Below are 19,635 nucleotides of genomic sequence, written 5' to 3'. Positions count from 1 at the left end.
TCAGTTCCCCTCTCCGGCCGCGATCGCGTTGACCACGTCCAGCGCGCTGCGCACGCCATCCTCGTGAAAACCGTTGTACCAGTAAGCCCCGCAGAACCAGCTTCGCTGGTGACCGTTGATCTCACCGCGACGCGCCTGCGCCCGCCAGCTTTGCGGGTTAAACAGCGGATGTTCATAAACAAAGCGCTGTAACACGAAGCGTTCATCCACCGGCGTTTCCGGGTTCAGGGTGACGCAGAACAGCGGGCTCCCCTCTGGCAGCCCTTGCAGAATGTTCATGTTGTAGGTGACGCAGGCGCTGGCCTGCTCATGTTCGCTCAGGCGGTAGTTCCAGCTGGCCCACGCGCGCTTGCGTACCGGCAGCCAGCGCGGATCGCTGTGCAGAATCACCTCGTTGCGCTGCCAGCCGATATCCCCCAGCACCTCGCGCTCTGCTGGCGTCGGCGCCTCAAGCATGGCCAGCGCCTCGGCGGAGTGGCAGGCAAAAATCACCTGATCGAAGGTATGGCTGGCGTTTTCGAGCTGAAGCGTGACCCCGTCATTGTGGCGGCTGACACGCTGCACCGGCGCGTTCAGGCGTAACGTCAGGCGGTCGCCCAGCTTTTCCAGCATGGCGCGGATGTACTCCCGCGAGCCGCCCGGTACCACGTACCACTGCGGACGATGGGTAATATCCAGCAGACCATGATGATTAAAAAAGCGCAGGAAGAGCGGCAGCGGGAAACGCTTCATCTCCTGCAACGACGACGACCAGATGGCGGCGCCCATCGGCAGAATGTAGTGGCGCGCAAAAAACGGCGTGAAGCCATGCTGTTGAAGAAACGTCTCCAGCGTGGCGTGCGGATCCACGTCCCCTTCCAGCGCCTGTTTTGCCAGCCGATTAAAGCGGACGATCTCTCCGAGCAGACGCCAGAATGCCGGATTCACCAGATTTCGGCGCTGGGCAAACAGCGATGTCAGGGTGTGTCCGTTGTACTCCAGCCCCGTCTGGGGGTTGTGCACCGAAAAGCTCATCTGCGTTTTTTGCCCGCTGATGCCGAGCTCGCTGAGCAGGCCCATAAAGCGCGGATAGGTCCGGTCGTTGTAGACGATAAAGCCGGTATCAATCGCCCAGGTGCCCTGTGGCGTCGAGACATCTACCGTTGCGGTATGGCCGCCAGGCGTGGCGCCCGCTTCAAACAGGGTCACCTGATGGTGACCGGCCAGCCGCCAGGCGCAGGTCAGCCCGGCAATTCCGCTGCCGATAATCGCAATCTTCATGAACGTACCATCCTGCGCAGCAGTGTGCGCTGCAAAAACGCGGGTAGCCTGGAGAGCAGTCGCAAAATGAAGCCGAACCGGGTGGGAAACGCGATGTGCATTTTCCCTTTCGCCAGTCCGGAACGGATCGCCTTGACCGCCTCGTCAACGCTCACCCTGCCCGGCATGGCGAAATCGTTTTTGCGCGTCAGGGGGGTATCGACAAAGCCTGGGGAGATCACCGTGACGGCAATCCCTTTGGGCTCCCAGTCCAGGCCCAGACTGTCCGCAAACCAGCTCAGCGCGGCTTTAGACGCGCCGTAGGCTTCTGCCCGCGGGAACGGAAGCCAGTGGGCCATCGAACTCACCAGCACCACGCGGTTGCCGGCAACCAGCTGCGGCTGCAACGCGGCAAGACAGTTCACCGGGCCGAGGAAATTGGTGTTCATAACCCGCTCCACCAGCGCCGCGTCCACTACGCCCCGATCGAGGTACTCGCAGGTACCGGCGCAGAGAATAACCAGATCGGCGTAAACGCCGCTCAGCGCCTGGCGACAGGCGTCCCTGTCTGTCATATCGAACAGGCGAACCGTGAGATTGGGGCAGGTCTGATGCAAGGCTTCAAGGCGCGCAGGATCCCGCCCACAGGCAATCACGTGGTACCCCTCCGCAGCGAAGGAGGTCGCCAGCCCGGCGCCAATACCCGAGCTTGCGCCGGTGATCAGTACCGTTTTCATGATTTCACCCTCCGCTTCACGCCGCGTACCGCCCAGCCCAGCAGCGGAAGATGTTCGTAGATCATCTCTCCCGCATCGTAGTAGTCACGCTGACGCGTGATAAGCCCCTTTTCCGTGTCCACCACCGAACAGCCCGGCAGTTCGAGCGGGTCCCCTCCGGCGATGCGCGGGTGCGACCAGTGCATCACCCAGGTCACAACAAAGCGGTTTTCACTGCACAGCGGTGGATCGATGGTAAAACGGCAGTTTTCGACATTCGCCAGCAGATGGGTGAAATAGCGCTGAAGCGCAAAGATACCGTCGTGCTCGCCGAACGGATCGATTAGCGTGGCATCCGAATGATAAAGCCCGACCAGTGCGGAGGGCGGCTGGCTATCCAGTGCGCTGTAGTACTCAACAAACCGACTCACGACAGAGGGCAAAGTGCTCATGGGTCACATCCTGGCTGTAAACAACGTGGCGTAATCGCATAATTAAAACTTACACAATTAACGTTATTTGTCCAAGTTTGTGAATATCTATTTTTAATATTTGAAATATATCAATAAGTTAATGTCAGACCAAAAACTGTCTTTTGTAGGCCGGGTAAGGCGTAGCCGCCACCCGGCTTTGTTTTTTCAGTTTAACCTTAAGGCAAATCCCTCAAACTTCATCCAGGCTTATTCTTTTAAATTCATAAGGATATCTGACATGAGACGTTTCTTTTTCTCGCTTTTCTCAAGCCCTGAATCCTTGCTGCAGGTGATGAGTCAGCAGGAGATCATCGAAGCCGTGGAGGATGGTGACCGCATCATCATCGACCAGGACGGGAATACATCGGTGAACTACAAAAGCAATGAGGTACGGCAGGATTTTCTGCGTCACGTCAACGCGCTGAAGAGGGCCTGATATGGGAACGGCGATATTTATGGTGCTGATGGTATGCGGGTACTGGTACACCAGTCGCGATCTGTCGACGCGCTTTAAAATCAAGCGCTCTTTCGGCTGGGACGTCTATTTCCTTGTTGCGCTTTATGGCTGTATTTTCGTGCTGCAGGGCGTGGTTGCCACGGGACTGCTTTGGCTCCTGCTTCTCGCCCTTTCTGCCGCCAATAACGCCTTTCACTTTGCCTCACCGAAATATACCGACTGGCAAATCGACTTTATGAACTGGAGTTTTTTAGGCATTCAGGCGCCAGTGGTCGTGATGCTGGCGTTTGCCATCCTGTTTTGCCTCTATCGCTCCAACTGGGCAGGCAGCGCCAGGCTGGACGGTGAAAGCCGGAAAAAGCTCTACAAACGGCTTGCCCAGTCGAGCGGTATTGAACAACTGCTCTATCAGTGTATGGAGCAAGGCGAGCTCGCGCAGGTGACGCTTCGGTCGCGGCGGATATATATCGGCATGATCCACACCGCGACGCTGGAATACGAAAACACGGCCAATATTGTGCTGATACCGATGTTAAGCGGGTACAGAGACGAGAAGACAATGAATTTGCGCATCGAGAATAATTACAGCAAGTGGTATGCGGAGCATGACATTACGCTCGACTCCGAACCCCGCAGCGCTATGTCATTCCGAAAGGTGATTTTACTCAATCAGATAGAGAGCCTCTCACTGTTCGATCCCGCCAGCGCCAGCGCGCTGTCTCTGGCGCAGCGGGAGTGACCAATATTCTGGTGCGATTCAGCCCTGGGCCTTTTGAAAGAGGTCCCAGCGGTTGCCGTAGAGATCTTCAAACACCACCACCGTACCGTACTCTTCCTCACGAGGTGCTTCACAGAAATGAACGCCTTTTTCTTTCATGGCATGGTAATCGCGCCAAAAATCATCTGTCTGAAGGAACAGGAAAACACGGCCACCGCATTGATTGCCGATAAAGGCTTCCTGCCTCTCATTAGAAGCCCGTGCCAGCAGAATATTGCAGTCGCTTTCCGGATTTGGCGTGACGACGACCCAGCGTTTATCCTGCTGCGGCGTGTCCTCGACAAGGTTAAACCCCAGCTTGTCGGTGTAGTATTCAATTGCACGATCGTAGTCATCAACCACAATAGCCACGCACCCCAGACATCGCTTCTGTGTTCTCATTTTCCGTTTCCTTTACCCTGAATGGTTTTGCCCAGCGCATTCCCACAGAATACGCGTGCATAAAAATATTTTACAGTTCGGTTAGCGTCGCAAAAATCCGTGCCGCTAAGGCGGCGGGGATCCTGATGAAGGCAGCGAAGGATGCCGACGCACCCGTCCTGCTGATGGGACACGGAATTATCAACCAGTATATTGCGAAAGAACTGCTCGCATCTGGCTGGAAAGAACAGACCCGCCCCCGTACCGGTTACTGGGGTGCGGGTATTTACAGCCGTTAACCCCCCCGGAAAAGCTTATTTTTCCATTAACTGTTCCAGACCGCGTGATAACGAGTGGAGGACAGCATCCGTCTCCACGCCCATTTGCGCATGAATAATGGCGCCGTCAATAAGCAACATGATTTCGTTGATCACGCGCTCATCAGCGACCTTCGTCAGCGACGTAATCATTTTCTTTGTTTCGAGTTTATGGTCACGGCATATCGCCTTTATTTCACTTTCAATATCTTCAGACTTCGCCTCTGCACTGGCGTTAATAAACGCGCAGCCGTGAAACTCGGGTGAAACAAACCATTCGTAAAGCGTGGCAGATAATGCCTCTGACGATGTCTGACCTGCGTTGAGATTACGCCGCAATGAGGCTTCAAACCAGTTCATCCATATTTCATGTCGATAGTGCAAATAGGCGAGAATCAATAAACTTTTACTCGGAAAGTGGCGATAGAAAGTTACCTTGGTCACTTTCGCCTCTTTAATCAACGTATCCACGCCCGTTGCCTTGAAGCCCGTGGAATAAAAGAGATCGTGAGCGGTATGTAATATTTTATCCCTGACGCTGATTTTTGTCTCGTTGCTTGCGGGTTCTGTTTTCATTTTTCGGCAGCCTCAAAAAGGGATGTTGACAACGTTATTTTTAAGGCATAGATTAACGCAAGTAGACAGATCTGTCTACATAATATCACACTGAGGTAATCGCCATGAATACACGCCCTCCTTTACCGCCCTTCACGCGTGAAAGCGCCATCGAAAAAGTCAGACTCGCCGAAGACGGCTGGAACAGTCGCGACCCGGCAAAAGTCGCACTGGCCTATTCGCTGGATACCCAATGGCGCAACCGCGCAGAATTCGCCACCAACCGTGAAGAAGCGCAGGCGTTTCTGGAACGGAAGTGGAAAAAAGAGCTAGGTTACCGCCTGATTAAGGAGCTCTGGGCATTTACGGATAACCGGATCGCGGTGCGCTATGCTTATGAATGGCATGATGATTCCGGCAACTGGTACCGTTCCTACGGCAATGAAAACTGGGAGTTTGAAGCGGACGGGTTGATGAAGCGTCGTTTTGCCTGCGTGAACGATATGCCAATAAAAGAATCTGAGCGACTGTTCCACTGGCCGCAGGGCAGACGCCCGGACGATCACCCCTCGCTGAGCGATCTGGGGTTATAGGATTTTCGCATCACTCCGGGGCGCCCCCGGAGTGATGAATTTACAGTGCGCCCAGCTGTTTCATCAGCGTCAGGTTGTCCTCAATATGCCAGTTAGCCACAATTTTACCGTCATTAATTTCATAGATATCCGTGGCGATAAAATCTATTTTCTGCCCCTTTCCTTTCAGCTCGCCAAATGTTCCGGTAAACGTGCCGTGAAAATGTAAATGGGAGACCACACGATTACCGGAAATAATCATCTGCTCAACGTCACAGCGTAAATCAGGTACGGCAGTACGAAATGCCCGGGAGGCTAAAATAGCGCCCTCGGGTCCCTGTTTACGCCCTTCCGGCGGCGTTTTATCAATAAAGTTAACTGCAAGCGCTTCACGCGCCAGAGACGGCGTCCCCGTATTCCAGAACGTTGCATATTTTCTGGCTGCAGCCTCATTCGCGGCTAATTGCGCCTGCGGCAGGCTTTTATCGACAATCAGCTGCTGTGGTTTCACCCACTCCTCCTGCGCCGAATAAGCGGCGCCCGACAGACCGATAAAAATAAGCGGCAATAAAACAGAACGAAAACAGGTTGAATAGTTCATCATTTTCTCTCAATCATTTATCAGGATAACGGCAAGGTGGGATAATCGGTATATCCCGTCGCACTGCCACCAAACAGCGTGGCGGGATCGCGCACCTGGGCCAGCGGCAACTTGTGCGCCAGCCGGTGGGGTAAATCCGGGTTGGCAATAAATGGCCGTCCGAAGGCAATCAAATCGGCATAGCCAGCCGTAAGTATTTGTTCGGCTTTGTTAAGGTCATAGTTGCCCGCGACGATAAGCGTTCCGCTAAACGTCTCGCGCAGGGATTGACGGAAAGTGTTGGGTACCTGCGGCGCGTCGTCCCAGTCGGCTTCCGCCAGGTGGATGAATGCTATCCCGTGTTGTTCGCACCAGGCCGCCAGAGCGAGGATGGCGTCGCTCACCTGCGGGTCATTCATCCCCCGCTGGGTAATAAACGGCGAAAGGCGGATGCCCGTTCGCTCGGGCCCAATGGCCTCCGCAATCGCGTTCAAGACCTCCTGGACAAAGCGGATCCGGTTAGCAAGCGTGCCGCCATACTCGTCCGTGCGTTTATTGGAGGTTTGACGCAGGAACTGGTCAATCAAATAGCCGTTTCCGCCGTGAACTTCCACGCCATCAAAGCCGGCCTGGACGGCATTCAGTGCCGCCTGGCGATAGTCCGCGATGATGCCGTGAATGTCTTTGCGCGTCAGCGTTCTTGGCTGCGGGCAGTCAACCATTTGGCCTTCGCCCTTTTCGTTCACCACCCACACTTTCGCGTCCGGTGCCAGCGCTGACGGGGCCACGGGCAGACCATCCTGATGAAAACTGGCGTGCGACATTCGCCCGACGTGCCAGAGCTGAGAAAAAATCACCCCGCCCGCCTGATGCACGGCCCCCGTCGTGAGTTGCCATCCTGAAACCTGCTCCGGCGAATGGATGCCAGGAGTCCAGGAGTATCCCTGGCCCTGCGGGGAGATCTGGGTGGCTTCGGTGATGATTAATCCCGCGCTGGCCCGCTGCCGGTAGTATTCCGCCATCAGCGACGAGGGAATATTGCCTGGTTGAAGGGAACGCGCGCGGGTCATTGGCGCCATAACGATACGATTTTTCAGGTCCTGCTGACCCAACCGGTAACGGTCAAAGAGTGAGGAACGGTTCATGTTTTCATCCCTTATGGTTTGGATGAAATCACTTTACAGGCGGTATTGCATTTTGATAATTACACTGAAAACTGATGCACTTTTCGGAAAACATGAATAATGGGCAAGCTTGAAGATATGGCATTGCTGGTTGAAGTGGCCGAGGCTGGTGGTCTTTCCGCCGCCGGACGACGGCTGTCGCTCTCTCCTGCGACCATGACGGCCAGACTGAAGGCGATTGAAGAACGTTACCAGACTCGCCTGTTTCACCGTTCAACGCGATCCATCACGCTGACCCGTGCCGGAGAAGAGTTTTATCATGCCGCGCTGCGCGTGCTGGAAGAGATGCGCCATGCCGAGTCGCTCCTGACGCAAAAAGAGGGCGTCCTCAGCGGCAATATTCGCCTTTCTGCCCCCTCGGATTTTGGCAGACAGTATCTTAGCCCCGCCGTGGTGGAATTTTCCCGACGCCATCCTGACGTGAAATTTTTCATCGCGTTAAGAGAACATGTTGAAGATCTGGTCGCTAACCGGCTGGATATGAGCGTGCGTTTCGGTAACCTGCCGGACAGCAGCCTGGTCGTCAGAAACATCCGCCCAAATCATCGGGTGCTGGTGGCCTCTGCGGCGTATCTTAGCAACCGCGGCGTCCCCGCCACATTTGCGGAGTTAGCCCATCACCGGTGCCTGGCACTTGAGTCTCAGGGCGTGGTGATGAACGAATGGCGCTTTGAAAAAGATGGCGAGGAAAGTGTCGTTCGCGTAGAGCCAGCCATGGTGTGCGACGACGGGGCATTGCTTCGTCAGTGGGCGCTCAGCGGCGCTGGCATTGCGGGGAAATCCTGGTGGGATGTGAAGGACGATGTTGAGGCCGGAAGACTCACCGTCCTGTTTGCTGACAGTTTTACCGGTTTTAGCCGATACGACCGCAAAGATGTCGGGCTACAGTTTGTTTACCCGCAGCGTAAACTGCAGCCGCTTCAGGTCACGGCCTTTAGCCAGTTTTTTCTCGACTGGCTAAAAAAACGGTAGCGTGAATGTTGATTAGACCCGCTTAAAATTCATCGACACAAGGCTGACCCACCTTATCCAGGGCGTTGACCAGCCTGGATCTGAGTTCAGTTAATGCGGCTTCCTTCTCTTCCAGCTGTTGCAACTTGCGGCGCAGCGCGCTTTGTTTTTGCTCAGCGGTAAATTTATCGTCGACCCAGACAGCTAAAACATCCGAAATTTCGGCCAGGGTAAAGCCCAGCATTTTGGCATGCTTGATCATTTTCAAACGCTGTAAATCGACGGCGGAGTAGACTTTGTAGTTGTTGCTGCGATTCGGTTGCGGGATTTTCTCCAGCAACCCTTGCCTTTCGTAGTAACGGACCGTCTCCTTCGATAAGCCCGTTTTCACACACAGTTCGCCAATGCGCATCGCGTCGTCCTCCCCTTTTCAAAATCACGCTTGACCGTGTACTTAAGTGCACGGTTTATCCTGTGATACACATATCAGGGAAACGGGATTTGAGGTATGAATATTTTTGATTATTCAGGAAAAATAGCGTTGATTACCGGGGCATCGTCGGGAATAGGTCGTGATTTCGCCAGGCAACTCGCTGCCCGCGGCGTGTCGTTGATCCTGGTTGCCCGCTCGGAGCCAAAGCTACAGGCGCTTGCCGCAGAGCTGGCCAAAAAGCATGGCGTATCAATCACTATTATCGTGCAGGACTTAGTGGAATCAGATGCCGTTCCCCGCATCGCGGAACGGCTGGGCCTCCTGAGGCGCTTCCCCGACATTCTGATTAATTGCGCCGGGTTCGCCACCTATGGCCCCTTCGAAGCGCTGTCGATCGACAGGCAACGTGATGAGATATATGTGAACTGCGTGGCCCCCGTGGCACTGACTCACGCTATGCTACCGGAAATGCTCCGCAAAGGTGCCGGGGTGGTAATTAATGTGGCCTCAACGGCCGCGATGCAACCGGACCCCTATATGGCAATTTATGGCGCGACCAAAGCCTTCCTGCTCTCCTTTTCAAATGCGCTATGGGGAGAGTACCGTGCAAAGGGCATTCGCATGTTGGCGCTTTGCCCTGGGGCAACGGATACGGCTTTTTTTGATGTGGTGAATGCGGAAGAAGCCTCGGTGGGTAAAAGGATGCCAGCGGATAAGGTGGTTACGCTGGCGTTGAAGGCGGTCGATACCAACCGTAACTACCTGATCACCGGATGCAGTAACTGGCTTCTGGGGCAGTTATACCGGTTTGTCACGCGTAAGCGTCTGTTACTCATCGCTGAAAAAATATTGCGTCCACGATCGACTTAAGCAAAACCGTGTCATTTCAGTGCAAAGGATTGCCCTGAAACGCTGACAGATAGATGCCTTAATGCGCGAAAAACAGTGATACACTTACCCCACCGGGTGGGTTTTCCCGTTTGAACTCATGAGGAAACAACAGTAACCAAATTACGATATGGTCACTCGTTGTCAATCCTGGCCTGTCACGCTAAGCTTAAATAATGACTAAAAATATGAACGCCCCATCAATACGTGGTCCACTTGACCATTCTGTCAGAGAGCAAATCGTCGAAGCGGCTTTTGAGCACTTCGGGCATTACGGCTATGAAAAAACCACCGTCGCCGAACTGGCGAAATCCATCGGTTTTTCTAAGTCCTACATTTATAAGTTTTTCGATTCCAAACAGGCTATTGGCGAGGTGATCTGCGCTAACCGCCTGGAGCTGATCATGGCGGCGGTGCTTTCTGCCATCGAGGATGCGCCGTCAGCCAGCGAAAAATTACGCCGTCTGTTCAAAGCGCTTACCGAGGCCGGAAGCGAGCTGTTTTTCCACGATCGGAAGCTTTACGACATTGCCGCCGTCGCCGCACGGGACAAATGGCCGTCTACTGAAAGGTATACAGACGGCCTGATGAAGCTGATTGAGAGCATCATTATTGAAGGCAGGCAGGCGGGTGAATTCGAAAGAAAAACGCCGCTGGATGAGGTCACGCAGGCTATCCACATGGTGATGTGCCCTTATATCAATCCCATACAGCTGCAATATAACCTCGAAACGGCCCCCACTGCGGCGGTGCTTCTCTCTTCACTGGTATTAAGAAGCCTGGCCCCCTGATTGGTGACCATTGACTTTATTGGTCACTAGTCTGAGAATGCGGAAACTGTCCTGTTACTTCTATAAGGGTTTCCCATGCTCAGGCTCAATACAGCCCGCCTTGCCGTTAGCCTTCTGCCGTTTGTCCTCGTGGCGTGCGGCGATAATTCCGCGAGTGACGATCCGCGCACACAGCCACCGCTTGTCAGATCCGCCGCCATCGAGCTTGCGAACAATACTGCGCACGCCTTTACCGGCGTGGTGGTGGCGAGAACGCAAAGTGATTTGGGTTTCAGGGTTCAGGGGAAAATCCTTGAGCGACTCGTCGATACCGGGCAAACCGTCAGACAGGGTCAGCCGTTACTGCGCCTCGATCCGGTTGACCTGAAATTACAGGCCCAGGCACAGCAGCGCACGGTGGATGCTGCCCAGGCGCGTGCGAGAAAAGCGTCCAGCGATGAGGCGCGTTATCGCGGTCTTGTGGCGTCCGGCGCCGTGTCCGCCTCGGAGTATGATCAGATCAAAGCCGCCGCCGATTCCGCCAGAGCGGAACTCAGCGCAGCCCGGGCGCAGGCCAACGTGGCGCAAAACGCAACGGGCTATGCCGTACTGCTGGCGGATTCAGACGGGGTAGTGATGGAAACCCTCGCCGAGCCGGGTCAGGTGGTGAGTGCCGGGCAAGTGGTGATCCGACTCGCCAGAGCGGGACAACGTGAAGCGCTCGTGCAGTTCCCGGAGACCCTGCGCCCTGCCGTTGGCAGCCCTGCACTGGCCACACTTTATGGCAATGAAAAACACCCGGTCAGCGCAACGCTGCGCCTGCTGTCTGATTCAGCCGATGCCACAACCCGCACCTATGAAGCCCGCTACGTGCTGAATGGTGACCTTGCAAACGCGCCGCTGGGGGCAACCGTCACGCTGAACGTTCAGGACCCCAAAGCGGAACGTCAGGTCATGCAGGTTCCGCTCGCCTCACTCTACGATGCTGGCAAAGGCCCCGGTGTCTGGCGCATTTCCGCCAGGCCGGCAAAGGTTACCTGGACGCCGGTGAAGGTGCTGAGCGTGGGTGAAGATGCCGCGCAGGTCACGGGCAGCGTGAAGCCAGGCGAGAAGATTGTGGCGCTGGGCGCACACCTTTTGCACGAGGGTGAAATCGTCAGGCTTGCAGAACAACGCAATGCCGCGCTGGCGGAGAACACGCCATGAGCGGAAGTCGCTTCAACCTGTCAGCGCTTGCCGTGCGCGAGCGCTCCATCACCCTGTTTCTGATCGTCCTTGTGACGATTGCCGGTATCTACGCCTTTTTTGGGCTTGGCCGCGCGGAAGACCCCCCTTTTACGGTGAAGCAAATGACGGTGATATCCGTCTGGCCCGGCGCAACCACGCAGGAGATGCAGGATCAGGTCGCCGAACCGCTGGAAAAACGCCTGCAGGAGCTCAAATGGTATGACCGGACGGAAACCTATACCCGCCCCGGCATGGCGTTTATCACCTTATCGTTGCAAGACAAAACGCCCCCCGCAGAGGTGCAGGAGGCGTTCTATCAGGCGCGGAAAAAGCTGGGAGACGAATCCCTGAACCTCCCTGCCGGGACGATCGGCCCGATGATCAATGACGAATTCGCCGATGTCACCTTTGCCCTTTTTGCCCTGAAAGCGAAAGGTGAACCCCAGCGGCAGCTGGTACGTGATGCCGAAGCCATGCGCCAGCAACTTTTGCACGTACCCGGCGTGAAGAAAGTGAACATTATCGGCGAACAGGCGGAGCGGATATACATCGCTTTCTCTCATGACCGACTGGCTACGTTGGGTCTTTCGCCGCAGGATATTTTCAACGCCCTTAACAATCAGAACGCGTTAAAAGCAGCGGGCTCTATTGAGACCCGGGGCGCCCAGATGTTTATTCGCCTCGACGGCGCGTTTGATGAGTTGCAGAAGATCCGCGATACACCCGTTGTGGCTCAGGGCAAAACGCTCAGGCTGTCCGATGTGGCGACGGTTGAGCGGGGCTATGAAGATCCTCCCACGATGCTGATACGTAACCAGCATGAACCCGCCCTTCTGCTGGGTATCGTCATGCGTGAGGGCTGGAATGGTCTGGCACTGGGTAAAGCGCTGGATGCCGAAACGGCAAAAATAAACGCAAGCCTGCCGCTGGGCATGACCCTGAGCAAAGTCACCGACCAGTCAGTGAACATCAGCTCGGCGGTGGATGAGTTTATGATCAAATTCTTCGTCGCCCTGCTGGTAGTCATGGTGGTCTGTTTTGTCAGCATGGGCTGGCGCGTGGGGGTGGTGGTTGCAGCGGCGGTACCGTTGACGCTGGCGGTGGTCTTCGTGGTGATGGAAGCCGCGGGGATAAACTTTGACCGCGTCACGCTGGGCTCCCTGATCCTTGCCCTCGGCTTACTGGTTGATGATGCCATTATCGCCATCGAAATGATGGTGGTCAAAATGGAGGAAGGTTACGACCGGGTCAAAGCCTCCGCCTACGCCTGGAGCCATACCGCCGCGCCAATGCTGGCGGGTACGCTGGTGACGGCGATTGGCTTTATGCCAAACGGTTTTGCCCAGTCAACCGCCGGGGAATACACCAGCAATATGTTCTGGATTGTCGGCCTCGCCCTGATTGCATCGTGGTTTGTCGCCGTGGTGTTTACCCCCTATCTTGGGGTGAAAATCCTCCCGGCCATTCCCAAAGTGGAAGGAGGCCATGCCGCCATCTATGACACGCCGCGTTATAACCGTTTTCGCCGGATGCTGAGCCGCGTTATCGCCGGAAAATGGCGGGTGGCCGGTGCCGTGGTCGCTATTTTCATCCTCGCCACATTCGGCATGGGACTGGTAAAAAAACAATTTTTCCCGACATCCGATCGCCCGGAAGTGCTGGTTGAAGTGCAGATGCCCTATGGCACCTCAATCGAACAGACCCGTGCCGCAACCGCAAAAATAGAAGCATGGTTGAGCCAGCAGCCTGAGGCCAACATCGTGACGGCCTATATTGGCCAGGGATCGCCCCGCTTCTACCTGGCGATGGCCCCCGAATTACCTGACCCGTCTTTTGCAAAAATCGTGATCCTGACGGACAGCGAGACGTCACGCGAAGCGCTCAAGGTCAGGCTCAGGGAGGCTGTCGCAAGCGGCCTGGCGCCTGAGGCCCGCGTGCGGGTGACGCAGTTGGTCTTTGGCCCGTACTCGCCCTTCCCGGTTGCCTGGCGCGTTTCGGGGCCGGATGTCGGTACTTTACGCGATATTGCAGACAAGGTGAAAGGCGTGCTACAGGCAAGCCCGATGATGCGTACCGTCAATACCGACTGGGGATCACGCGTTCCGGTATTGCATTTCACCCTCGATCAAAACCGTCTGCAGGCCACCGGATTAACGTCCAGTGCCGTGGCTGAGCAGCTTCAGTTCTTGCTCTCAGGCGTGCCAATTACCGCCGTGCGAGAAGATATTCGCTCGGTAGAGGTCATGGGGCGCGCCGCGGGGGATATCCGTCTCGACCCGGCAAAAATTGAGGGTTTTACCCTCGTCGGCAATGCGGGGCAGCGCGTTCCGCTGTCTCAAATTGGCAAGATTGAGATCGGTATGGAAGACCCGATTTTGCGCCGCCGCGACCGCACTCCGACCATTACCGTGCGGGGTGATATCGCCGACAATCTTCAGCCACCGGATGTATCGGTCGCCATCATGAAACAGCTCCAGCCGATTATAGATACGCTACCGGCCGGATACCGCATTGAGATGGCCGGTTCGATTGAGGAATCGGGCAAAGCCACGCAGGCAATGATTCCGCTGTTCCCGATCATGATTGCGCTGACGCTGCTGATCATCATTCTGCAGGTGCGTTCGCTCTCGGCGATGGTGATGGTGTTCCTTACCGCGCCGCTGGGGCTGATTGGCGTGGTGCCGACCCTGTTGATTTTCAATCAGCCGTTTGGCATCAACGCGCTGGTGGGGTTGATCGCCCTTTCAGGCATTCTTATGCGCAATACGCTGATCCTGATTGGGCAAATCGATCATAACCAGAAGGACGGTCTCGATCCGTTCCACGCAGTGGTCGAGGCGACGGTTCAGCGAGCCCGGCCCGTACTGCTGACGGCACTTGCCGCCGTGCTGGCGTTTATTCCTCTGACGCATTCGGTATTCTGGGGAACCCTGGCTTACACGTTGATTGGCGGAACCTTAGGCGGTACGGCCATTACGCTGGTGTTCCTGCCTGCGATGTATGCGATCTGGTTCCGGATCCGCCCTGCGGAACAGCGCGTGCAGTCCCCGGCAGAAAACGTGTAAACTACCCTAAGTAGATAACTGTTCCGAGGAAAGCATGGTTGTTAAGCGCTTAAGAAAAGAGGATCGCCGCGTACAGCTGCTGGAAGTGGCGCGCGGAATTGTCCGCCAGCAAGGCACGGAGGCACTGACGTTGGGTTACCTGGCGGAGCGGGCCAACGTGACCAAGCCTATCCCCTACGACCATTTTGGCGATCGTGAAGGGTTGCTGATGGCCTTGTATCAGGATTATAGCGATCGGCAGTTGGCGAAATTCCGTGAGACGCTGGCGGTAGACAGCAAAACGCTGGACAAGACGATCCGCTTTTTCAGCGCCGCCTATATTGATTGCGCCATGACCGCCGGGCCCGAAACCGGGCCCATCGCCGCGGCGCTGTCCGGCTCTCGCGCGTTGCAGTCGTTTCGTGAGGCGTGCGTTGCCGAATGCGCCGACTGCCTGCGTACCGCGCTTTCCCCTTTTGTCGTCCTGAAAGGCGTTCAGGGAGAAGCGGTATTGACGGCCATCATTGGTGCGGCGGACGCGCTCAGCACCGCCGCGTGTAACGGCGTGCTCGCCCGAAATGTTGCGGAAGATACCCTCAGCGGCGCCATCACCGGGGTGCTGGAGACCTACGTGAATAGCACAAAATGATCGTTGGGTGCGGATTGACAGCTAAGTTACCAATAGTAATATAAACGTCAATTCTCACCCATTCGAGGTCGCTATGTCTGCTACACATGCCATTAATAATGCACTGATCGTGACGGCTCACCCTGTCGACAATTCGTTATCCCATGCGCTGGCCGCCCGCATTGCCGGGAAACTGCGTGAACAGGGTACGCAGGTGGAGATGGCCGATCTGCATGCCGAAGGGTTTAACCCGGCCATGTCCCGCGCCGATCTTGATTTGTACCACGGCGATCCGAGCGCCCTTCCTGACGCTATTCTGCGCGAGCAGCAGCGGGTCGAGCGGGCGGATATGCTGGTATTCGTTTTCCCGGTGTACTGGTGGTCCGTTCCCGGCCTGTTGAAAGGCTGGTTCGATCGCGTATTAACCCTGAACTGGGCGTATAAAGTGGCAGAAGACGGCCGGATTGTGGGCAATTTGCGCGACGTTCCCGTTCGCCTTATTGCGACTGCTGGCAGCGATCTTAACGGTTTCGATAAACATGGTTATTCGACGGCGATTCAGACTCAAATAGTCGAGGGCATTTTCGGCTTCTGCGGTTTGAAGAACGTCAAACTCGATATTCTTTACCAGGCAGACACGGCGATGCCTGAGCAGGTGGAGGAGTTCCTGAAGGGACTAAAGGGCCTTAAATAATCCCGGCTATTCAGTCAGCAAAGGCGTGCACAGCAGGTTACGAGCCTTTGCTGACAGCTTCCTGCCGCTGCATCGTACCCCTACTCAAGTTGGTGTCTTGAAGCAATGAGTTAATCAACGCTATAACTAACGTGATAATTCCGCATATAGCGTAATGAATAAACAAAGGTCATTCCATGTATCAGTCAGTTCAGCCAACAACCACCCTCACCACCACCGGCACCTTCGGCGGCATGAGCGTATCTGTAGCAAACGACTGACAAACAGAACCTCAATCCCCGCCTAACTGGACGGGGAAATACCTCTCCGTTCACCGCCCTCTGAATGGAGAAAGAAAATGATTTCTGACAATGCTCTCTTAATTATCGACATGCAGCAGGGCCTCTTCCGGGGCCCGGTCTCACCCTGTTCCGCCGATGCCGTTCTGGCAAATATCCGTTTGTTAATAGCCAACGCGCGCCACGCTCAGGTACCCGTCTTTTTTGCCCGCCATGTTGGACCAGACGACTCGCCCTTTTCAGCGCAGGGGCCGTTGACGCAGCTGATACCCGAGCTGGACGTGAAGGAGCAGGATGTTGTTTTCACCAAGCGCCATCCCAGCTGTTTTCGGGATACCGAATTGCTGCGTGAACTTAATCAGAGAGGCATCAAACAGCTGGTCATTGCCGGGATGAAAACAGAATTTTGTGTCGACACCACCTGCCGGGCCGCGCCGGAGCTGGGCTTCAGGACGATATTGATTTCAGATGCGCATACCACAATGGATAACGCACATTTACCTGCCACTGACATCATTGCGCATCACAACAGCACGCTGGCCGGCCCGTTCGTGATGCTGTCGACTGCCGGCGACTGGCATTTTAATACGGTCAGTTGAGTTGGCGGGAGCGTCTCTCTCTATCCCGGCGCGCCTTTCCGCGCGTCGGGAAAAGTAGAGAAAATTACAGGGTAAAACCTCCATCACCCACCTGTGCCTGAGCGTACCATTTCATCAGCTCCGCACTACCGGGCGCGTTCTCAGCCGGTGACCATGGAGCGGTATCGTGCTCCGGAACAGGCTGATAGCCGCCGTGTTTCACCTCAAAAATGACGCCGCCTTTATCCAGCGACAGCACGGCATGCCAGGTACCGGCATCCATCTCCAGCACTTTGCAGTCTTCACCTAACACCACGCGCTGGGTCACGTTACCGCTGTCATCAAAATTCAACACCAGAAAGCGACCGCTCAGAGCCGTCAGCAGTTCAAACGTGTGCGGGTGGCGATGAGGGCGAACATAGGTACCTGGCTCCATCGCGATAGCCAGGCGTTGTACCGGGTCGCTCAGTTCGGGATGTAAATTTCGGTGCGCGCGTAAGCGAGGAGAATTGGCAGCCTGCTCGCTTTGTTGCTGCAGGTCACTGAACGTAATTTGTTTCATATACACCTTTGTGAATGGAGTCAGCGGGCGGCCACCCTTTAGCCGCACGACGTTATACCATTCTGGACGGTCGATGAGCGATGGCGTTTGTGAAACAAAACGCTGCAGCGTGAGGATGTGCGTGATCGCACTCCAAAGCGCAACGTTGAGTAAAACTCACATTTATTCCCACTATTTATCGTTTTTCAAAAGCGATAGCCCTGCAATACCATCCATTCATCCCTGGGATAGAAAAAATAAATAATATTAAGCCTGTATGGAGCAGCTATGACACTCGATGCTTTATTCCCTGTATTGAATATTATCTCGCCTCATAAATATAGCCTCAATGCAAATGTGCATGAGTTGATAACGTTACTTTCAGCAGAAAAGGAAAGCTCAGAAGCGCTATCGCCTTTCATCCATCGACTGCATCTTTTGGCTTTCGCCCAAAGCAATCCGGGTAACGCCGAAGAGTTGCTCTCAGCGCATTTACCAAAAGAAGATGGGATCCTTCCGCTGCTTGACTTTGCGGAGTGGCCAAAGGTGCGTTACGCCGCGTCGGGCGAAGATCAAACGCGTGAATCGGAGGAGTATTTCCGTGACATGACCTCGGCTGCCAATCTGTTACGCACGGCGCTGATCGACGCAGAGCGCGCAAAGGGGACGCCTGCGCTTTATATTCTGGATAAATTACTTAGCCTGAACAGCGCCCTGCCGGAAAGATATAAAAAGATGGCGAATATTCCCTACGCATAAATACGTTCAGGATGCGGAATATCCCACAATTAATATTCCGCTATTTATTAAACCTGATTATCATCGTAATCAAGACAGACGATATTCAAAGAAGGCACCACAGGCGCGTTAAGGTTAAGCCACGCCAGCAAACGTTCAATACTCTGTCTTCTGAGCGAATTTTTCGGCCAGACAAGATAGTAGCCATCCCCGGTTGCTATCGCTTCCCTGAAGGGCAGTGCGAGCAGGCCACTTTTTAGTGCGTCCAGCGTGAGTCGAAGGTCAGCCATCGCCACACCGTGACCGTGCATGGCCGCAAGGCTGCCCTGCTCCAGGGTGTCGAACACAAGCCCGCCGCTCATGTCGAGCCCGGGGAATAACCCTGTCCTTTTCAACCAGCGTTTCCAGTCCCGTCTGTCCGGTGAGGGATGAATAAGATCGCACTGAGCAAGCTGGTGCCGGGCAGATTCAAGCAAAGACGGGGGACAAACCGGAATGAGCCATTCACTGAAGAGCAGCCGGCTTTCTGTTGACTCGCCGAAATAGCCATTACCGAGGAGGATCGCGCAATCGTAAGGCTCGCGGCTGAAGTCAACGGTGTCGAAGTCCATCCAGACGCTGGCGATTTCGATTTTAGGCTTCGCATGGTTTTCGCGGAAAGATTTAAGCACATTCAGGAGCCATCTCATCGTAAGGGTGCTGGGAGCTTTAAGGCGCAGAAGGTGATTTTCACTTTTGAATGCCCGGCATGCCCACTCCATATTCGAGAAGCTTTCGCCAAGCTGTCCGGCCAGAATACGACCTGCCTCACTGACCTCCACTCTCGGCCCCTGCCGTTTGAAAAGCTCGCAGTCAAACCACAGTTCAAGCGTCCTGACATGCCTGCTGACCGCTCCCGGCGTGATATTCAGGGTTTCAGCGGCTTTGCTGAAAGAGTTCAGCCGCGCGGCGACTTCAAACGCGCGTAGCGCGTACAGTGGCGGTAATGACATATTTTCCCTTTCGATGAGGTTGAATCATGTAGCTTTTTTATTGGCACCCGGGGACTATTCACCCCGTTCCTCAGTCGGAAACGTCAGCAGTAATTCCCTGAGCAGGGATTCAAGCTGCGCATGTTGCACATCAGATAAGTTTCTCAATACTGCATTTTGCGTTTCCGTGTAAACGAGCAACGCCTGTTCAATATGATCCTTCCCGCTGGACGTCAGGCTCACGAGCGTGCTGCGCTTATCCTTCGGGTCGGCGATTCGCCTGATAAGCCCCTGCTGTTCAAGATGGCTGAGCCGGTTCGTCATCGCCCCGGACGTAATCAGCAACGCTTTGTACAGCTGCGTGGGCGAAAGGCAGTACGGCTCACCGGCGCGACGCAGCGTGGCGAGGACGTCAAACTCCCCCTCGCGAAAACCAAACTGCGCCATGGCCTGCGCGCGCGCTTTTGCCAGATGTTTTATCAGCCTGAGCATTCGGCCAAAAATTTTCATCGACGAGACGTCCAGTTCAGGCATGGCACGACTCCACTGGTCGACAACAAAATCTACATGGTCTTTCATTTTCCCCCCGTGTTGAGTGGGTATTTATCGTGTTGTGCGCTACATCTTACACAAAAAAAGGATTTTATCTTAACGTTAAGATAA

24 protein-coding genes are annotated in these 19,635 nt (G+C 55.1%); 13 read left to right on the top strand and 11 right to left on the bottom strand.

Going from position 1 to position 19,635, the window contains the following annotated elements; genetic code table 11:
* The 3 genes from ACOTYN_RS09890 to ACOTYN_RS09880 are packed head-to-tail and all read right to left on the bottom strand — an operon-like array spanning position 1 to position 2,407.
* Positions 1-1,260, bottom strand: a complete 1,260-nt coding sequence (locus tag ACOTYN_RS09890) for an NAD(P)/FAD-dependent oxidoreductase (RefSeq protein WP_014883745.1) — start codon at positions 1,258-1,260, stop codon at positions 1-3.
* Positions 1,257-1,976: an SDR family NAD(P)-dependent oxidoreductase gene (locus tag ACOTYN_RS09885; protein WP_332957562.1), complete on the bottom strand. Its 720-nt coding sequence runs from the start codon at positions 1,974-1,976 to the stop codon at positions 1,257-1,259. Before ACOTYN_RS09885 ends, ACOTYN_RS09890 begins: the two co-directional genes overlap by 4 nt.
* The gene (locus ACOTYN_RS09880) at positions 1,973-2,407 is read right to left on the bottom strand and encodes a nuclear transport factor 2 family protein (protein ID WP_014883743.1); all 435 of its coding nucleotides are present in this window, start codon (positions 2,405-2,407) and stop codon (positions 1,973-1,975) included. The genes ACOTYN_RS09885 and ACOTYN_RS09880 overlap by 4 nt, the downstream gene beginning before the upstream one ends.
* A 259-nt stretch (positions 2,408-2,666) precedes the next feature.
* On the opposite strand from ACOTYN_RS09880, the gene ACOTYN_RS09875 reads away from it, so the two are divergent.
* Both ACOTYN_RS09875 and ACOTYN_RS09870 read left to right on the top strand, forming a co-directional pair.
* Complete coding sequence (locus ACOTYN_RS09875; protein WP_332957564.1) at positions 2,667-2,864, top strand: hypothetical protein; 198 nt, start codon at positions 2,667-2,669, stop codon at positions 2,862-2,864.
* A gap of 1 nt (position 2,865) precedes the next feature.
* Positions 2,866-3,624, top strand: a complete 759-nt coding sequence (locus ACOTYN_RS09870) for a hypothetical protein (protein WP_023330351.1) — start codon at positions 2,866-2,868, stop codon at positions 3,622-3,624.
* Between the two features lie 18 nt (positions 3,625-3,642).
* On the opposite strand, the gene ACOTYN_RS09865 is transcribed toward ACOTYN_RS09870, so the two are convergent.
* Positions 3,643-4,044, bottom strand: a complete 402-nt coding sequence (locus ACOTYN_RS09865; protein WP_332957566.1) for a VOC family protein — start codon at positions 4,042-4,044, stop codon at positions 3,643-3,645.
* A gap of 125 nt (positions 4,045-4,169) precedes the next feature.
* Between ACOTYN_RS09865 and ACOTYN_RS09860 the strand changes: the two genes are divergently transcribed.
* Positions 4,170-4,322: a hypothetical protein gene (locus tag ACOTYN_RS09860; protein ID WP_023338297.1), complete on the top strand. Its 153-nt coding sequence runs from the start codon at positions 4,170-4,172 to the stop codon at positions 4,320-4,322.
* Between the two features lie 15 nt (positions 4,323-4,337).
* Here ACOTYN_RS09860 and ACOTYN_RS09855 read toward each other — a convergent pair whose 3' ends face one another.
* A complete protein-coding gene (locus ACOTYN_RS09855) occupies positions 4,338-4,916 on the bottom strand; it encodes a TetR/AcrR family transcriptional regulator (RefSeq protein WP_332957569.1) in 579 nt (192 codons plus the stop codon).
* A 104-nt stretch (positions 4,917-5,020) separates the two neighbouring features.
* Between ACOTYN_RS09855 and ACOTYN_RS09850 the strand changes: the two genes are divergently transcribed.
* Positions 5,021-5,488 (top strand): DUF1348 family protein, encoded by a 468-nt coding sequence (locus tag ACOTYN_RS09850; RefSeq protein ID WP_014883739.1) that lies wholly within the window; start codon positions 5,021-5,023, stop codon positions 5,486-5,488.
* A 40-nt stretch (positions 5,489-5,528) separates the two neighbouring features.
* Here the strand turns inward: ACOTYN_RS09850 and ACOTYN_RS09845 are convergent, their stop codons facing one another.
* Entirely contained in the window at positions 5,529-6,068 is a 540-nt protein-coding gene (locus ACOTYN_RS09845; protein WP_032664944.1) for an ester cyclase, read from the bottom strand.
* Positions 6,069-6,088: 20 nt separating this feature from the next.
* Positions 6,089-7,192 (bottom strand): alkene reductase, encoded by a 1,104-nt coding sequence (locus tag ACOTYN_RS09840; RefSeq protein ID WP_232932436.1) that lies wholly within the window; start codon positions 7,190-7,192, stop codon positions 6,089-6,091.
* 99 nt (positions 7,193-7,291) lie between these two features.
* Here ACOTYN_RS09840 and ACOTYN_RS09835 point away from each other — a divergent pair, with 99 nt between their 5' ends.
* Positions 7,292-8,203 (top strand): LysR family transcriptional regulator, encoded by a 912-nt coding sequence (locus ACOTYN_RS09835; RefSeq protein WP_045282069.1) that lies wholly within the window; start codon positions 7,292-7,294, stop codon positions 8,201-8,203.
* A 22-nt stretch (positions 8,204-8,225) separates the two neighbouring features.
* Here ACOTYN_RS09835 and ACOTYN_RS09830 read toward each other — a convergent pair whose 3' ends face one another.
* Positions 8,226-8,594, bottom strand: a complete 369-nt coding sequence (locus tag ACOTYN_RS09830) for a MerR family transcriptional regulator (protein ID WP_045135148.1) — start codon at positions 8,592-8,594, stop codon at positions 8,226-8,228.
* A gap of 96 nt (positions 8,595-8,690) precedes the next feature.
* Between ACOTYN_RS09830 and ACOTYN_RS09825 the strand changes: the two genes are divergently transcribed.
* From ACOTYN_RS09825 to ACOTYN_RS09795, 7 genes are all read left to right on the top strand, one after another.
* Positions 8,691-9,485, top strand: a complete 795-nt coding sequence (locus tag ACOTYN_RS09825; protein WP_096217595.1) for an SDR family NAD(P)-dependent oxidoreductase — start codon at positions 8,691-8,693, stop codon at positions 9,483-9,485.
* 194 nt (positions 9,486-9,679) lie between these two features.
* A complete protein-coding gene (locus ACOTYN_RS09820; RefSeq protein ID WP_014883733.1) occupies positions 9,680-10,294 on the top strand; it encodes a TetR/AcrR family transcriptional regulator in 615 nt (204 codons plus the stop codon).
* Positions 10,295-10,369: 75 nt separating this feature from the next.
* Positions 10,370-11,479 (top strand): efflux RND transporter periplasmic adaptor subunit, encoded by a 1,110-nt coding sequence (locus ACOTYN_RS09815; protein ID WP_221703543.1) that lies wholly within the window; start codon positions 10,370-10,372, stop codon positions 11,477-11,479.
* Positions 11,476-14,565 (top strand): efflux RND transporter permease subunit, encoded by a 3,090-nt coding sequence (locus tag ACOTYN_RS09810; RefSeq protein ID WP_332957577.1) that lies wholly within the window; start codon positions 11,476-11,478, stop codon positions 14,563-14,565. The genes ACOTYN_RS09815 and ACOTYN_RS09810 overlap by 4 nt, the downstream gene beginning before the upstream one ends.
* Before the next feature lie 34 nt (positions 14,566-14,599).
* The gene (locus tag ACOTYN_RS09805; RefSeq protein WP_032636662.1) at positions 14,600-15,193 is read left to right on the top strand and encodes a TetR/AcrR family transcriptional regulator; all 594 of its coding nucleotides are present in this window, start codon (positions 14,600-14,602) and stop codon (positions 15,191-15,193) included.
* Between the two features lie 73 nt (positions 15,194-15,266).
* Positions 15,267-15,866: an NAD(P)H-dependent oxidoreductase gene (locus ACOTYN_RS09800; RefSeq protein WP_047344190.1), complete on the top strand. Its 600-nt coding sequence runs from the start codon at positions 15,267-15,269 to the stop codon at positions 15,864-15,866.
* Positions 15,867-16,203: 337 nt separating this feature from the next.
* On the top strand, positions 16,204-16,743 hold the full coding sequence (locus tag ACOTYN_RS09795; protein ID WP_047027392.1) for a cysteine hydrolase family protein: 540 nt from the start codon (positions 16,204-16,206) through the stop codon (positions 16,741-16,743).
* Between the two features lie 64 nt (positions 16,744-16,807).
* Here ACOTYN_RS09795 and ACOTYN_RS09790 read toward each other — a convergent pair whose 3' ends face one another.
* Positions 16,808-17,284, bottom strand: a complete 477-nt coding sequence (locus ACOTYN_RS09790) for a WbuC family cupin fold metalloprotein (protein WP_014883727.1) — start codon at positions 17,282-17,284, stop codon at positions 16,808-16,810.
* A gap of 267 nt (positions 17,285-17,551) precedes the next feature.
* Between ACOTYN_RS09790 and ACOTYN_RS09785 the strand changes: the two genes are divergently transcribed.
* Positions 17,552-18,022, top strand: a complete 471-nt coding sequence (locus ACOTYN_RS09785) for a hypothetical protein (protein ID WP_048996296.1) — start codon at positions 17,552-17,554, stop codon at positions 18,020-18,022.
* A gap of 47 nt (positions 18,023-18,069) precedes the next feature.
* Here ACOTYN_RS09785 and ACOTYN_RS09780 read toward each other — a convergent pair whose 3' ends face one another.
* Together ACOTYN_RS09780 and ACOTYN_RS09775 are read right to left on the bottom strand one after the other, a co-directional pair.
* Complete coding sequence (locus tag ACOTYN_RS09780) at positions 18,070-18,993, bottom strand: LysR substrate-binding domain-containing protein (protein WP_282374727.1); 924 nt, start codon at positions 18,991-18,993, stop codon at positions 18,070-18,072.
* A gap of 54 nt (positions 18,994-19,047) precedes the next feature.
* On the bottom strand, positions 19,048-19,551 hold the full coding sequence (locus tag ACOTYN_RS09775) for a MarR family winged helix-turn-helix transcriptional regulator (protein ID WP_282374726.1): 504 nt from the start codon (positions 19,549-19,551) through the stop codon (positions 19,048-19,050).
* Positions 19,552-19,635 lie beyond the last annotated feature (84 nt).

It is taken from the genome of Enterobacter cloacae complex sp. IR5458 (assembly GCF_049238025.1).
In the GTDB taxonomy this organism is placed as follows: domain Bacteria; phylum Pseudomonadota; class Gammaproteobacteria; order Enterobacterales; family Enterobacteriaceae; genus Enterobacter; species Enterobacter kobei.
The sequence above is the reverse complement of the archived record's forward strand: the minus strand, read 5'-3'. Positions and strand labels throughout refer to the sequence as shown.